Source organism: Pseudomonas sp. B21-010 (assembly GCF_024749325.1).
In the GTDB taxonomy this organism is placed as follows: domain Bacteria; phylum Pseudomonadota; class Gammaproteobacteria; order Pseudomonadales; family Pseudomonadaceae; genus Aquipseudomonas; species Aquipseudomonas kilonensis.
Genome location: NZ_CP087198.1, coordinates 6,173,761 through 6,187,348 on the forward strand (window position 1 = coordinate 6,173,761; position 13,588 = coordinate 6,187,348).

The 13,588-nt window shown below is 63.2% G+C and carries 14 protein-coding genes and 1 other RNA gene; 8 read left to right on the forward strand and 7 right to left on the reverse strand.

Annotated elements, in window-relative coordinates; translation table 11 throughout:
* Positions 1 to 87 precede the first annotated feature (87 nt).
* From LOY50_RS27640 to LOY50_RS27660, 5 genes are all read right to left on the reverse strand, one after another.
* Complete coding sequence (locus LOY50_RS27640) at positions 88 to 1,092, reverse strand: extracellular solute-binding protein (protein WP_214510052.1); 1,005 nt, start codon at positions 1,090 to 1,092, stop codon at positions 88 to 90.
* Positions 1,093 to 1,317: 225 nt separating this feature from the next.
* A complete protein-coding gene (locus LOY50_RS27645) occupies positions 1,318 to 2,535 on the reverse strand; it encodes a 2-octaprenyl-3-methyl-6-methoxy-1,4-benzoquinol hydroxylase (RefSeq protein ID WP_253478336.1) in 1,218 nt (405 codons plus the stop codon).
* Positions 2,536 to 2,602: 67 nt separating this feature from the next.
* Positions 2,603 to 3,790, reverse strand: a complete 1,188-nt coding sequence (gene ubiH, locus LOY50_RS27650; RefSeq protein ID WP_258689705.1) for a 2-octaprenyl-6-methoxyphenyl hydroxylase — start codon at positions 3,788 to 3,790, stop codon at positions 2,603 to 2,605.
* Positions 3,787 to 5,118, reverse strand: a complete 1,332-nt coding sequence (gene pepP / locus LOY50_RS27655; RefSeq protein ID WP_258689706.1) for a Xaa-Pro aminopeptidase — start codon at positions 5,116 to 5,118, stop codon at positions 3,787 to 3,789. Before pepP ends, ubiH begins: the two co-directional genes overlap by 4 nt.
* A gap of 25 nt (positions 5,119 to 5,143) precedes the next feature.
* On the reverse strand, positions 5,144 to 5,698 hold the full coding sequence (locus LOY50_RS27660) for a YecA family protein (RefSeq protein ID WP_186649326.1): 555 nt from the start codon (positions 5,696 to 5,698) through the stop codon (positions 5,144 to 5,146).
* Positions 5,699 to 5,827: 129 nt separating this feature from the next.
* On the opposite strand from LOY50_RS27660, the gene LOY50_RS27665 reads away from it, so the two are divergent.
* From LOY50_RS27665 to LOY50_RS27680, 4 genes are all read left to right on the forward strand, one after another.
* A complete protein-coding gene (locus tag LOY50_RS27665) occupies positions 5,828 to 6,037 on the forward strand; it encodes a TIGR02449 family protein (RefSeq protein ID WP_003177365.1) in 210 nt (69 codons plus the stop codon).
* Positions 6,034 to 6,351 carry a cell division protein ZapA gene (locus LOY50_RS27670; RefSeq protein ID WP_003177364.1) on the forward strand — a complete coding sequence of 106 codons (318 nt, stop codon included), beginning with the start codon at positions 6,034 to 6,036 and terminating at the stop codon, positions 6,349 to 6,351. Before LOY50_RS27665 ends, LOY50_RS27670 begins: the two co-directional genes overlap by 4 nt.
* Positions 6,352 to 6,381: 30 nt before the next feature.
* Positions 6,382 to 6,561, forward strand: a non-coding RNA gene (gene ssrS, locus LOY50_RS27675) — 6S RNA.
* A 114-nt stretch (positions 6,562 to 6,675) separates the two neighbouring features.
* A complete protein-coding gene (locus tag LOY50_RS27680) occupies positions 6,676 to 7,281 on the forward strand; it encodes a 5-formyltetrahydrofolate cyclo-ligase (RefSeq protein ID WP_024617172.1) in 606 nt (201 codons plus the stop codon).
* Between the two features lie 35 nt (positions 7,282 to 7,316).
* Here LOY50_RS27680 and LOY50_RS27685 read toward each other — a convergent pair whose 3' ends face one another.
* Positions 7,317 to 7,463: a hypothetical protein gene (locus tag LOY50_RS27685; protein WP_003206689.1), complete on the reverse strand. Its 147-nt coding sequence runs from the start codon at positions 7,461 to 7,463 to the stop codon at positions 7,317 to 7,319.
* Positions 7,464 to 7,658: 195 nt separating this feature from the next.
* On the opposite strand from LOY50_RS27685, the gene LOY50_RS27690 reads away from it, so the two are divergent.
* From LOY50_RS27690 to LOY50_RS27705, 4 genes are all read left to right on the forward strand, one after another.
* A complete protein-coding gene (locus LOY50_RS27690) occupies positions 7,659 to 8,108 on the forward strand; it encodes an EVE domain-containing protein (RefSeq protein WP_253470307.1) in 450 nt (149 codons plus the stop codon).
* Positions 8,109 to 8,189: 81 nt separating this feature from the next.
* Complete coding sequence (locus LOY50_RS27695) at positions 8,190 to 9,155, forward strand: HlyD family secretion protein (RefSeq protein ID WP_258689710.1); 966 nt, start codon at positions 8,190 to 8,192, stop codon at positions 9,153 to 9,155.
* Positions 9,152 to 11,875: a ribosome-associated ATPase/putative transporter RbbA gene (gene rbbA / locus LOY50_RS27700; RefSeq protein WP_258689714.1), complete on the forward strand. Its 2,724-nt coding sequence runs from the start codon at positions 9,152 to 9,154 to the stop codon at positions 11,873 to 11,875. The genes LOY50_RS27695 and rbbA overlap by 4 nt, the downstream gene beginning before the upstream one ends.
* A complete protein-coding gene (locus LOY50_RS27705) occupies positions 11,875 to 12,993 on the forward strand; it encodes an ABC transporter permease (RefSeq protein WP_214510058.1) in 1,119 nt (372 codons plus the stop codon). Before rbbA ends, LOY50_RS27705 begins: the two co-directional genes overlap by 1 nt.
* A gap of 67 nt (positions 12,994 to 13,060) precedes the next feature.
* On the opposite strand, the gene LOY50_RS27710 is transcribed toward LOY50_RS27705, so the two are convergent.
* Positions 13,061 to 13,477 (reverse strand): flagellar basal body-associated protein FliL, encoded by a 417-nt coding sequence (locus LOY50_RS27710; protein WP_018610646.1) that lies wholly within the window; start codon positions 13,475 to 13,477, stop codon positions 13,061 to 13,063.
* Between the last annotated feature and the right edge of the window lie 111 nt (positions 13,478 to 13,588).

A 13,588-nucleotide genomic window follows, 5' to 3' on the forward strand; every position in this document is an offset into this window, starting at 1 on the left:
TGGGGAAAGATCGCAGCCTCGTTGCACTCGACAGCTCCTACACAGCTCCTACAGGCCCAGCGGGAGCAAGCTCCCTCACCACAGGTCTCAGTTCCAGCCAGCGCGATCCATCATGCGAATGGCTTCGGCCTGGCGTTTACCCGCGACTTCCACCGGCAGGGTATCGGCCTTGAACTTGCCCCAGGCCGCTACTTCCTTGGACGGCTCGACTTTCGGGTTGGCCGGGAATTCCTGGTTCACGTCGGCGAAGATGCTTTGCGCCTCCGGCGTGGTCATCCACTCCACCAGCTTCTTCGCGGCGTCCGGATGCGGTGCATGCTGGGTCAAGCCAATCCCCGAGAGGTTGATGTGCACCCCTCGGTCGGCCTGGTTCGGCCAGAACAGTTTCACCTTCAGGTCCGGCTTCTGCTGGTGCAGGCGGCCATAGTAGTAAGTATTGACGATGCCGACGTCGCACTGCCCGGCGTTGATCGCCTCAAGCAGCGCGGTGTCATCGGAGAAGACGTCGGTGGACAGGTTCCGGACCCAGCCCTTGAGGATCTCCTCGGTTTTTTCCGCACCGTGGGTTTCGATCAGGGTGGCGGTCAGCGACTGGTTATAGACCTTCTTCGACGTGCGCAGGCACAGGCGGCCTTCCCATTCGTCACCCGCCAAGGCCTCGTAGGTGCTCAGCTCAGCGGGTTTGACCCGGTCAGTGGAGTAGACAATGGTCCGCGCCCTCAGGCTCAAGCCGGTCCAGGCGTGGGAAGAAGCGCGGTATTGAGACGGGATGTTGGCGTCGATCACCGGCGAGGTGAACGGCTGGAGGATGCCCATCTGCTCGGCCTGCCAGAGGTTGCCGGCGTCGACGGTGAGCAGCAGGTCGGCGGTGGCGTTCTCGCCCTCGGCCTTGATCCGCTGCATCAGTGGCGCTTCCTTGTCGGTGATGAACTTCACCGACACGCCGGTTTTCTTGGTATAGGCATCGAAGACCGGCTTGATCAGTTCATCGATACGCGAGGAGTAGACCACCACCTCATCGGCGGCCTGGGCGGCAGTGGTGCCGATCAGGGTCAAGGCGAGGGCGGACAGCAGGCGCTTGGGTGCCGACATGGGGGCAGTCTCTCGAGTATGAAGTGCGCAAATGATAAGGACTCACATTTGGCTTCTCAATCGAACAGTGGGTGGACACATTTCCAAATGTTGCAACTTTGAGATGCGAGGTGTTTTTGCGTCCGCCATCGCGGGCAAGCCTTGCTCCCACAAAGGTCATCTCAAACTGCACACCTGTGGGAGCAAGGCTTGCCCGCGATGAGGCCATAAGCCCCAACCCACCTCTCAGGCCTTGGCCAGATCCGGCAAATCGCCAATCAACCCCAGCGCCTCGCGCACGAACAACGCCTTGGCCTCGGGCATGCTGTCTACCAGCTTCAGCCCGGTGTTACGCAACCAGCGCACCGGCAGTGGATCGGCCTGGAACAACCGCTCGAAACCTTCCATCGCCGCCATCAACGCCAGGTTATGGGGCATGCGTCGCCGCTCGTAGCGGCTCAGCACCTTCACGTCCGCCAGTCGTTCGCCACGCCCGGCTGCCTGCAACAGCACTTCGGCCAGCACGGCGGCGTCGAGGAAGCCCAGGTTCACGCCCTGCCCGGCCAACGGATGAATGGTATGGGCGGCGTCGCCGATCAACGCCAGCCCTTCGGCTACATAGCGCTTGGCATGTCGTTGGCGCAGCGGCACGCACAGCCGCGGGTCGGCACTCAGTACCGTGCCGAGCTGGCCTTCGAAGGCTCGTTCCAGTTCGCTGCAGAATTGAGTTTCATCGAGCGCCATCAAGCGCTGCGCTTCACCGGGGGTGGTGGACCAGACGATCGAGCACCAATCGTGCTGACCGTCACGCTCAAGTGGCAGGAACGCCAGCGGACCGTTGTCGGTGAAGCGCTGCCAGGCCGTCATTCGATGCGGCCGGGCGCTGCGCACGCTGGTGACGATGGCGTGGTGCAGGTAATCCCATTCGCGCGTGGCAACGCCGGTCAGGCGGCGCACAGCGGAATTCGCGCCGTCAGCCGCGATGACCAGGGGCGCCCGCAACGTGCGGCCATCGGCCAAGGTCAGCAGCCAGTCGTCACCGGAACGACGCATCTGTTCCAGCCGGGCATTGGCCAGCAGGCCCAGGTCGCAGTCATGCAGTCGATCCAGCAAGGCGTCCTGCACAACGCGGTTTTCAACGATGTGCCCAAGCGTCTCGGCGTGCAGGCTGGCCGCCGAGAAATGGATCTGCCCGGTGCCGCTGCCGTCCCAGACGTGCATGTCGGTATAGGGGCTGGCGCGTCGGGCGGTGATGCCGTCCCAGACGCCCAGGCGCTCGAGGATCCGCTGGCTGGCCGTCGACAAGGCACTGACCCGGGGCTCGAACGCGGCCTGGGGATCGAAGGGTTTGACGCTCATCGGGCTGCCGTCGAGCAACAGCACTTGCAGGCCACTGCCCTGCAACGCCAGCGCCAGGGCGCTGCCGACCATACCGGCGCCGACAATCAGCAGATCTGCACGCAATTCCATGCTCTAAGCCTGTTTTGCTGGCGACATCGGTCGCCCATGAAAAGAAATGACAGCCCCGGCCTCAAGCATCGGGACGCGTCCCCAGCCCCATGGCCTGGCGGGCGAACCAGCGCTTGGCCGGCGGCAGCAAGTCGAGGCCCAACAGGCCGAGGTTACGGCCCAGGGACACCAACGGCAGGTTGCTGGCGAACAGCCGCGTGACCTGGTCGGAGAAGCCCACGGTCAAGGCCTGATCCATTCGCTGGCGCTCGCGATAGGCTTGCAACACGGCAAAATCCCCCGGCTCGCTTTCGCTGTCGAGCAGCGCATCGGCAAGAGCCTGGGCATCACGCAGGGACAAGTTGAACCCCTGCCCGGCAATCGGGTGCAGGCTGTGGGCGGCGTTGCCCAGGATCGCCAGGTGCGGACGGACCTGTTCTTCGGCCTCCACCAGCGCCAGCGGGTACAGATGTCGCACGCCCACCTGTTTCAGGGTGCCCAGGCGATAGCCGAACACGCCCTGCAATTCGCTGAGGAAACTGTGCTCGTCGAGGGCCGCCAGCCGTTGTGCGTCCATGCCCTGGCGGGTCCAGACCAGCGCGCAACGATTCTCCGGCAGCGGCAACAAGGCCATCGGGCCGTCATCGGTGAAACGTTCGAAGGCCATGCCGTTGTGGGCTTCGCTGGGGGTGATATTGGCGATCAAGGCACTCTGGTCGTAGGGTCGACTGCGCACGCCGATACCCAACTGCTCACGCAGGCCGGAGCGGCCGCCATCGGCCAGTACGGCAAGGTCGCATTCCAGGGTGGTTTCGTCGTCGAGGGTCAGGCGATAACCGCCGACCAGCGGTTCCATGCGGGTGACCTGCGCCGGGCAGCGCCAACTGACCACCTCCGGGTCCAGGCCTTGCCACAGGCACTGGCCGAGCCAGGCGTTTTCCACCACGTAGCCCAGCGCCGGCACGCCCTCTTCCATGGCCGACAGCCGCGCCGTGGAAAACCGCCCGCGGTCGGACACATGGATCTGTTTGATCGGTTCGGCGCGGCGGGAAATCTCCTGCCAGACACCCAAGCGTTGATAAATCTGCCGGGCACCGTAGGACAATGCCGAGGACCGGGCATCGTAGCTTGGTTGCCAGGCATCGCCGGGGGCGAAGGGCTCGATCAGCATGATCTTCCAGCCCCGGGCCTTGGCACCGGCCTGCAGGGCCAGCGCCAGGCTCGCGCCGACCAGGCCGCCGCCGACGATCGCCAGATTGACCCGGGTCATGCCGCGTGCGTCCGAGCGGCCATCAGGGTCTCGATGTCGGCGACCGTCTTCGGTACGCCGTGGCTCAGGATTTCACAACCGGTTTTGGTCACTACCACGTCATCCTCGATGCGCACGCCAATGCCGCGCCATTTTTTCGCGACGCTGCGGTTGTTCGGGCCGATGTAGATGCCCGGCTCCACCGTCAGCGTCATGCCGACCTCAAGTACCCGCCACTCGCCACCAACGCGGTATTCACCGACGTCATGCACGTCCATGCCCAGCCAGTGGCCAGCGCGGTGCATGTAGAACGCCCGGTAGGCCTCACTGGCGATCAACGCGTCCACCTCACCCTCCAGCAGCCCAAGGTGCACCAGCCCCTCGGTAATCACCCGCACCGTCGCTTCGTGGGCCTGGTTCCAGTGTTTGTCCGGCGCGATCTGGGCAAACGCGGCTTCCTGGGCAGCCAGCACCACTTCGTAGATCGCCTTCTGCTCGGGTGAATACTTGCCACTGACCGGCCAGGTACGGGTGATATCGCTGGCGTAGCAGTCGATTTCACAGCCGGCGTCGATCAGCACCAGGTCGCCGTCCTTGAGCAGCGCGTCGTTCTGCTGGTAGTGCAGGATGCAGCTGTTGCGCCCCGCCGCGACGATCGAACCATAGGCCGGCATCTTCGCCCCGCCCTTGCGGAACTCATAATCGAGCTCGGCTTCCAGGCTGAACTCATGCAGCCCCGGGCGCGCCGCCTGCATCGCCCGGATGTGCGCCTGGGCGGAAATCCGCGCCGCTTCGCGCATCACTTTCACTTCTGCCGCCGATTTATACAGGCGCATGTCATGCAGCAGATGATCCAGGGCAACGAATTCGTTCGGCGGCTGGGCGCCGAGGTGGGCCTTGGAGCGAATCACGTTGATCCACTCCATCAGGTGCCGGTCGAATTCCGGGTTGCTGCCCATGGCCGAATACACCCGGTCGCGGCCTTCGATCAGGCCCGGCAGGATGTCGTCGATGTCGGTGATGGGAAACGCGTCGTCGGCACCGTAGTCACGGATCGCCCCTTCCTGGCCGGCGCGCAGGCCATCCCACAACTCACGTTCGGCGTTGCGCTCGCGGCAAAAGAGGATGTATTCGCCATGGGCGCGGCCGGGCATCAGCACCAGCACCGCTTGCGGCTCGGGAAAGCCGCTGAGGTACTGGAAGTCGCTGTCCTGGCGGTAGACGTGCTCGACGTCGCGGTTGCGGATCGCAACGGCGGCGGCGGGCAGGATTGCGATGCTGTTGGGTTCCATCTGCGCCATCAGTGCCTTGCGGCGACGGCTGTATTCCGATTTCGGGATATGAATCATGGGCAGACGGGGTTCCCTCTAAAAATTAATGCAAGGACGGCTTGGGGGCCGCTGCATCGGTTTTCTTGGTCTCGGTGAACAGCAGCAATGGCGCGACCCGCAGGTACTCCATCACTTCCATGTAGTCGCTTTCGCCGTCATCGGATTCTTCCAGGGCATCCTGGACCTGGGAGATCGCGGCCAGGTCCTGCAACACTTCCTTGGCCTCTTCGCTCAAGGCGTATTCGCGGCGGGTCAGGCCGAAGCCGGCGAGGAAGCCCTGGCACCACTGGCCCAGCGCAGCGGCGCGTTCAGCCAAGGGGGCGTCGTCAGTGGGCAGCAGCAGGACGACGGTCATGTCGTCGCTGGTCAGCTCGCCCTTGACCATTTCCTGCAGGCCGATAAGCGCGTTGCGGACGTTGTCCGCCGGCTCGCCTTCCAGCAGCTCGGCGGCGTCGGCCAACCAGCCGGCGGCATCGAAACCGGCGCCGGCGCAGCTGCGACCGAGCAGCAGGCCATGCAGTTCGGCAGGCGAGACAGGATGACCGCTGGTGCTCAGCAGGGTGGCGAATGCTTGATACGGGGAATTCTGAATGGGCATGGGCAGCTAGGCGCCAGACGGCGCTATGTCTAGAATGGAGGCCTTGTATCCTACATCGACAGACTCGCCAAGACTATCAGAGGCTGTGCGACTCATACCCTCCATCAGACACAATCTTCAGTGGACACAATGGAAGACACCGACCTGCAAGCGCTGATGGCCAGACTCGAACTGCTAATTGACCGGGTCGAGCAACTTAAGAGCCAAAACGGACTCCTATTAGCTCAGGAAAAAACCTGGCGCGAGGAACGCGCGCACCTCATTGAAAAAAACGAAATCGCCCGGCGTAAGGTCGAATCGATGATTTCGCGCCTCAAGGCCCTGGAGCAAGACTCATGAGTTCAAGCAATAGCGTTACCGTGCAGATCCTCGACAAAGAATATTCGATCATCTGCCCCCAGGAAGAGCGTAGCAACCTGGTGAGCGCCGCCCGTTACCTGGATGGCAAGATGCGCGAGATCCGCAGCAGCGGCAAAGTCATCGGTGCCGACCGCATCGCCGTGATGGCTGCCTTGAACATCACCCACGACCTGCTGCATCGCCAGGATACGCCGGACCTGCAGGTCAGCGGCTCGACCCGTGAACAGGTGCGCGACCTGCTCGATCGGGTGGATCTGGTGCTCGCCACCGATCCAGACGTCAGCAAGGGCTGATTCGCGAGGCTGCCTGGGGTATACTCGCATCACTCCCTGGGGTGCTTGCCAGTTGGTGATGTCCCTGAGCCGATACGCACAACCACGGGGGTTGCACGTTGGGGCCGGTGTGCATGTCCGCTTGACGGAAAGCCTTAACGCCCCCTGCAACTTCCACCTTGAACTTTCGGGTTCAAGGGCTAAGCCGACAGCGGTTCATCCGGGGAGCCTGATTCCAGACAATGCCAGTCCATGTGGACTGGCATTGTCGTTTCTGGCGCAGGCATTTCTGAGCAGCCTGTTTTGCGGTTACGCTGTGGCATCGCCACTGCGTGAAGCACTGATATGACCGAACCTGCGCTGCTGCCCCGCCCGCAACTTCGACGCCTGCTGCGCCAGGCCCGGCGCGCCCTGACGCCCGCCCAGCAACGGCAAGCCGCCCACGGGCTGTACAAGCAACTGGCCCAGCACCCGCTGTTTCGCCGCGCGAAGCACATCGCCCTGTACCTGCCCAACGACGGCGAGATCGACCCGCGCCTGCTGCTGCGCGCAGCCCAACGCCGGGGCAAGGCCACTTACCTGCCGGTGCTCAGCCCGTGGCCGCAGACCAAGATGGTGTTCCAGCGAATCCACCCCGGCGAAAAAATGCAGCCCAACCGGTTTCGCATCCCAGAGCCGCGCAAGAACATCGCCCGGCAACGCAAGGTCTGGACGCTGGACCTGGTGTTGTTGCCACTGGTGGGGTTTGATGATGCGGGTGGTCGGCTGGGCATGGGCGGCGGCTTTTATGACCGCAGCCTGGCGTATCTGGCACGGCGCAAGCAGTGGCGCAAGCCGACGCTATTGGGGCTGGCCCATGAATGCCAGAAAGTCGAACGATTGGCGCAGGCAAGCTGGGACGTGCCGCTGCAGGGAACGGTCAGCGACAGGCATTGGTATATCGCGGGGTAGACGCCGCGGTCATCAGCGGCGCCAGGAAAGCGGATTCAGCGTTTGAACGATGACGCGGGTTGGGTGATTTCCACCGGCGCGTCGGTCTTGTTGGCCCACAGGCTTTGGGCGTAACCCGTGGTCACGACACCCAGACCGAACAGAATGACCAAGATCCACAACAAATCCGGTTTGCGTTTCATCGATTGCCCCCCTCAAGGCACATCACACACGATGACAGCAGCGGTTTTCTTATTGGCCGTGCAGCAGCGTCAAGCTTGGAAGGCCGGCATTTTGCGGCAACCGGCCCCGACACGCAAACTCTGGCGTCAACCGACTGTCGGTTTGTCATAAAATCGCTGAACTATTTTTTTCAACACCGCCAAGGAGTAGCAATCATGGCCTATTGGCTGATGAAATCCGAGCCCGACGAATTATCCATCCAAGGTTTGGAAAAGCTCGGCCAGGCACGCTGGGACGGGGTTCGCAACTACCAGGCGCGTAACTTTCTGCGAACCATGGCGGTGGGCGACACGTTCTTTTTCTACCACTCCAGTTGCCCCGAGCCAGGCATTGCCGGGATCGGCCGGATTGTCCGCGCGGCCTACCCCGACCCAACGGCGCTGGAACCCGACAGCCATTACTTCGACCCCAAGGCCGGCCCGGACAAAAACCCCTGGACCGCGATCGACGTGGCCCATGTCGAAACGTTTCCCCGTGTGCTGAAGCTCGACTACCTCAAGCAACAGACCGCCCTGGCTGAAATGCCACTGGTGCAAAAAGGCTCGCGACTGTCGGTGATGCCCGTCACGGCCGAACAATGGGCCGCGGTGATTGCCCTGCGCTGATCGCCAATGAGTTGATGGATATCAAGCTGGCTCGGCTATTGATCGCGCAGACTTCGGTGCTATAGCCGCAGGATGCCGGACATGTCGAAGAACCATCGTACCTCGCGTTTTTTTGCCTTTGCCTTGATGGCCGTGTTGCTGGCCGCCGGCGGTTTCGGATACTGGAAGTCACGCCACGATCGCCTGCCGGAAGGCTTGAGCATGGGCAACGGCCGCCTTGAGGCCACCGAGGTCCAGATCGCCAGCAAGACGCCCGGGCGCCTGGCCGAAGTTCATGTCGACGAAGGCGACAACGTCATCAAGGGCCAGGTGCTGGCGCGCATGGACACCCGCACCTTGGAGGCCCAGCGCAGCCAGGCCGAGGCCGAAGTCGTGCGTGCCCGGCAGAACCTTGCCGCCACCGAAGCCAACGTGCAGTTGCGCCAGAGCGAACAATTGCTCGCTCACCAGGAGCTCAAGCGGACCCAGGAACTGTTCAAGCGCGGTTACGCCAGCGGCCAGGTCATCGACCAGCAACAAGCCCGCGTCGACACCGCCAACGCCGCGGTCAACGCCGCCCGGGCCCAGGTATCGGCGGCGAATGCGGCCATCGGCGCGACCCTGGCCCAAGTGGCGCAGCTCACCAGTGAAATAGATGACAGCACGTTGCGGGCACCGCTCGACGGCGTGATCCAGTTGCGCCTGGCCGAGCCAGGTGAGGTGCTGGGCGCTGGCGGCCGGGTGTTGCTGATGATCGATCCGAACGACCAATACATGAATCTCTACCTGCCGGCCTCGGTGGCCGGGAAACTGGCGGTGGGCGATGAAGCGCGCCTGCTGCTCGACGCCCTGCCCGAGCGACCGCTGCCGGCCAAGGTCAGCTTCGTCGCGGCCAAATCCCAGTTCACCCCGAAAGAAGTCGAGACCCGTGATGAGCGCCAGAAACTGGTGTTCCGCGTCAAGGTACGCCTGACCCAACCCGGCGACGTGCCCCAGGCCAAACCCGGCATGCCCGGCGCCGGCTATGTACGCACTGCCCCCATCGACTGGCCGGCCAACCTGCAATGACCACCGCCCTCAGCGAGGCATTGCACGCCTCGGGCATCGAGCATCGCTACGGCCAGCAGGTGGCGTTGAGCGATATCGCCTTCAGCTTGCCCGTCGGCACTCGCTGCGGCCTGATCGGCCCGGACGGCGCCGGCAAGTCGAGCCTGCTGGGGCTGATTGCCGGGGTGAAGAAACTCCAGCACGGTCAACTGGACGTGCTCGGCGCCTCGATCGACGACCGACGCCATCGCAACACCCTCTACCGACGCATCGCCTTCATGCCCCAGGGGCTGGGAGGCAACCTTTACCCGGACCTGTCGATACGCGAGAACATCCGCTTCTTCGGCACGCTGTTCGGGTTATCGCGGGCAGATTGCGAACAGCGCATGGGCACCTTGCTGCTGGCCACCGATCTGCAGCGCTTTGCCGATCGTCCGGCGGGCAAACTGTCCGGCGGCATGAAACAGAAGCTCGGCCTGTGCTGCGCACTGATCCATGAACCGGACCTGCTGATTCTCGACGAACCCACCACCGGCGTAGACCCGCTGTCCCGGCGACGCTTCTGGGAACTGATAGAAGACGTGCGCCGACAACGCCCGCAACTGACCCTGCTGGTCGCCACCGCGTACATGGAAGAGGCCGAGCAATTCGAGCATTGCCTGATGCTCGACAACGGTCGCTTGATCGCCAAGGGCTTGAGTGCGGAGCTGGCCAAGGTCACACCGGACGGCAAGCTCGACTCGGCCTTCACCCATTTCCAGGGCGACAGCGGCCGCGATGCCGAACCGCTGGTGATTCCCCCCAGGGGCGCCAACACCGCCGACATTGCCATCGAAGCCCACGACCTCACCTTGCGCTTCGGTGATTTCACCGCCGTCGACAACGTCAGTTTCGCGATTGGTCGCGGGGAGATCTTTGGGTTCCTGGGTTCCAACGGTTGCGGCAAGACCACCACCATGAAGGTGCTGACCGGGTTGATCCCCGCCAGCGAAGGCAGCGCCCGGTTGCTGGGCAACCCGGTCAACGCCAAGGACCTCGCCACCCGCAAGCGGGTGGGCTTCATGTCCCAGAGCTTTTCGCTGTACGGCGAACTGAGCGTGCGCCAGAACCTGGAACTGCACGCCAAACTCTTCGACCTGCCCACGACGGACAGTCGCCAGCGCATCGACGAACTGATCCAGCGTTTCAATCTCCAGGCATTGGCGGACCAGCCCTCCGGCGCGCTGCCACTGGGCCTGCGTCAGCGTTTGTCCCTGGCGGTGGCGGTGCTGCATCGCCCGGAAGTGCTGATCCTCGATGAGCCGACCTCGGGTGTCGACCCGGCTGCGCGGGATGATTTCTGGCGGCTGTTGATCGAGCTGTCTCGCGAACAGGGCGTGACGATTTTCCTTTCCACGCATTTCATGAACGAGGCCCAGCGCTGCGATCGCATTTCGCTGATGCACGCCGGCAAGGTCCTGGCTTGTGACACGCCGGCGGCCTTGCAGGCGCAGTTCAACGGCCAGACGCTGGAAGCCGCGTTCGTCACCTGCCTGGAAAAAGCCCAGGGCGAGACGCAGCAAGACGCCGCTCCCGTGACCCTCGACAGTGCCGACGCCCCCCGGGACCGGCGCGGCCTGAGCCTCGGGCGCCTGTGGGCCGTTGCCAGCCGGGAGGGCAAGGAACTGCTGCGCGACAAAGTGCGGATGGCATTCGCCCTGTTGGGCGCCTTGTTCATGATGGTGGTCTTCGGCTTCGGTATTTCCCTTGATGTGGAGAAACTGGCCTTCGCCGTGTATGACCAGGATCAGAGCCCGCAAAGCCGCGCCTACCTGGAAGCGTTCCGCAGTTCGCGCTACTTCGAGGAGCAGCCGATCATCCGCGACGCGAAGGAGCTGCACCGACGCTTGCAGCGCTCGGAGATCAAGCTGGCCCTGGAAATCCCCCCCGGTTTCGGTCGTGACCTTTACGCCGGCCGCCAGCCGACGGTGGGTGCCTGGCTGGACGGCGGCATACCGTTTCGAGCCGAGACCAGTCGCAACTACGTCCAGGCCGTGCACCAGGCCAACCTTGAGCAACTGGCTGAATTCAGCAGCCGCGCGCCAAACCGGCAACCCGGCGCGACACTGGAGACGCGCTTTCGTTATAACCAGGACGTGGTCAGCGTCAACGCCATCGGCCCCGGGGTCATGGCGCTGATCCTGGCGTTCATTCCAGCCATGTTGACGGCGCTGGGCATCGTGCGAGAGAAAGAGCTGGGCTCGATCACCAATTTCTACGCCACGCCGCTGACCCGCCTGGAATTCCTGCTGGGCAAACAAGTGCCCTACCTGGCGGTCAGCCTGATCAACCTCGCCTTGCTGACAGCGATGAACCGCTGGCTGTTCGGTGTGCCGTTCAAAGGCAGCGGCCTGACGCTGGCGGTGGGCGGCCTGCTCTATGTACTGGCGACCACCAGCATGGGGTTGCTGATCTCGGCGTTCACTCGCACTCAGATCGCGGCGATCCTCGGCACCATGATCATCACCAGCCTGCCGACCATCCAGTTCTCGGGGCTGATCGTGCCGCGTTCGTCCCTGGAGGGTGCCGCTGCGGTGATGGGCCAGTTGTTTCCCGCCGGCTACTTCCTGGATATCGCCGTCGGCACCTTCACCAAAGCCCTGGATCTGCGCCAGTTATGGCCGCAATGCCTGGCGCTGGGCGGGTTTTTCCTGGGCTTCACCGGACTCAGCCTGATCATGCTGAAAAAGCAGGAGGCCTGATGCACACGCTTTCACATATCTGGCGTCTGGGGCTCAAGGAACTGACCAGCCTGCGCTACGACTCCGTTCTGCTGCTGTTTTTGGGCTACGCCTTCACGGTGGCGATCTACATGCCGGCCGCCGGCTCGGTAATCGGCGTCCACAACGCCAGTGTCGCAATAGTGGACGAAGACCAGAGCCATCTTTCGCGCCAATTGGCCCAGGTCCTGCAACCGCCGGAGTTCCAGAACCCGATGGCCTTGCCCTATGCCGAACTGGACAAGGTCATGGACAGTGGCCGCTACACCTTTGTCATTAACGTGCCCGCCAACTTCCAGGCCGACCTGCTCGCAGGACGCGAACCGACGCTGCAACTCAACGTCGATGCCACGGCCATGAGCCAGGCGTTCATGGGCGCCGGCTACATCGGACGGATTTTCCAACAGGAACTGACGACCTACGCCGGCCAGGCACAAACGAGCGAAGCAACGCCCGTGAGGCTGACCACGCGTTCGCTGTTCAATACCAACCTGGAAGGTGGCTGGTTCCTGGCGGTGATCCAGATCGTCAACAACATCACGATCCTGGCGATCATCCTGACGGGGACCGCGCTGCTGCGCGAGCGCGAGCACGGCACCCTCGACCACTTGCTGGTGCTGCCGCTGACGGCATTGGAAATCATGCTGGCGAAAATCTGGAGCAACCTGCTGGTAGTGGTGCTGTGCACCTGGGCGTCGCTGGAAATCATCGTCAAGTTCGCCCTGGGGGTTCCACTCGCCGGCTCCATGGTGCTCTTCCTGCTGGTGACCGCACTCTACCTGTTCGCCAGCACCTCACTGGGCATCTTCCTCGCCACCCTGGCCCGTTCGACGCCGCAATTCGGTTTGCTGGCGATCCCGGTCATCATCCCGATGCTGCTGTTGTCGGGCGGCAGTACACCGCTGGACAGCATGCCGCAATGGTTGCAATGGGTGATGCAGGGCTCGCCCTCGACGCATTTCGTCAGCCTCAGCGCAGCGATCCTGTTCCGAGATGCCGGCCCTGGCGTGATCTGGCCGGACCTGCTGGCGCTGGCGGTCATCGGGCTGTTGTTCTTTGCAATCGCCCTGGCCCGGTTTCGGAAAAGCCTGGCGTCTTGACGAAAAAAAGCAGCCTTGGGCAGCGCCAGGAGATCCGGGCACTGCCAAAGGCTGCGATCGAGCCGGTTTACTGAATGATCAGGTTGTTGAACAACAGGTCATCGACCATCGGCTTGCCGGTTTCGTCGTTCATCACCTGCTGGGTCTGCTTCAACGCTTCCTGACGCAGCTTTTCCTTGGCTTCCAGGTTATTCATGGCCTCGGTGGTCTGCTGGGCGAACAACGCCACCAACTGGTTGCGAATCAGCGGCTCGTTGGCCTTGACCGCCGCAGCGGCGGCGTCACCGGTCACGCGCAGGGCCACGTCGGCCTTGTAGACCTTCAGTTTCGCCGTACCGTCGAGCCCATAGTTGCCGACAAAGGGTGGGCTGAGGGTGATGTAGCTGACCTTCGGCGCCTCGCCTTCCTTCGCTTCCTTGCCCTCTTCGGCCATCGCTGCCACAGGCAACGACAGGGCCAGCATCAACATGATCCACGCTTTCACAATTGATTCCTCATCCGGTTTGCGGCCCAGCATACCGCCCCGCCGTTCAAGCACAAGCTTATGGCCGGCTATCAGGGCAGGGCATGCTCGTTGACCCGTTGTCTCTCACAC

Bases quoted from the DNA above. Each gene is read 5' to 3' on its own strand.
- LOY50_RS27640 (WP_214510052.1), bottom strand. From the start codon at position 1,092: ATGTCGGCACCCAAGCGCCTGCTGTCCGCCCTCGCCTTGACCCTGATC.
- ubiH (WP_258689705.1), bottom strand. From the start codon at position 3,790: ATGACCCGGGTCAATCTGGCGATCGTCGGCGGCGGCCTGGTCGGCGCG.
- pepP (WP_258689706.1), bottom strand. From the start codon at position 5,118: ATGATTCATATCCCGAAATCGGAATACAGCCGTCGCCGCAAGGCACTG.
- LOY50_RS27660 (WP_186649326.1), bottom strand. From the start codon at position 5,698: ATGCCCATTCAGAATTCCCCGTATCAAGCATTCGCCACCCTGCTGAGC.
- LOY50_RS27665 (WP_003177365.1), top strand. From the start codon at position 5,828: ATGGAAGACACCGACCTGCAAGCGCTGATGGCCAGACTCGAACTGCTA.
- LOY50_RS27670 (WP_003177364.1), top strand. From the start codon at position 6,034: ATGAGTTCAAGCAATAGCGTTACCGTGCAGATCCTCGACAAAGAATAT.
- LOY50_RS27680 (WP_024617172.1), top strand. From the start codon at position 6,676: ATGACCGAACCTGCGCTGCTGCCCCGCCCGCAACTTCGACGCCTGCTG.
- LOY50_RS27685 (WP_003206689.1), bottom strand. From the start codon at position 7,463: ATGAAACGCAAACCGGATTTGTTGTGGATCTTGGTCATTCTGTTCGGT.
- LOY50_RS27690 (WP_253470307.1), top strand. From the start codon at position 7,659: ATGGCCTATTGGCTGATGAAATCCGAGCCCGACGAATTATCCATCCAA.
- LOY50_RS27695 (WP_258689710.1), top strand. From the start codon at position 8,190: ATGTCGAAGAACCATCGTACCTCGCGTTTTTTTGCCTTTGCCTTGATG.
- rbbA (WP_258689714.1), top strand. From the start codon at position 9,152: ATGACCACCGCCCTCAGCGAGGCATTGCACGCCTCGGGCATCGAGCAT.
- LOY50_RS27705 (WP_214510058.1), top strand. From the start codon at position 11,875: ATGCACACGCTTTCACATATCTGGCGTCTGGGGCTCAAGGAACTGACC.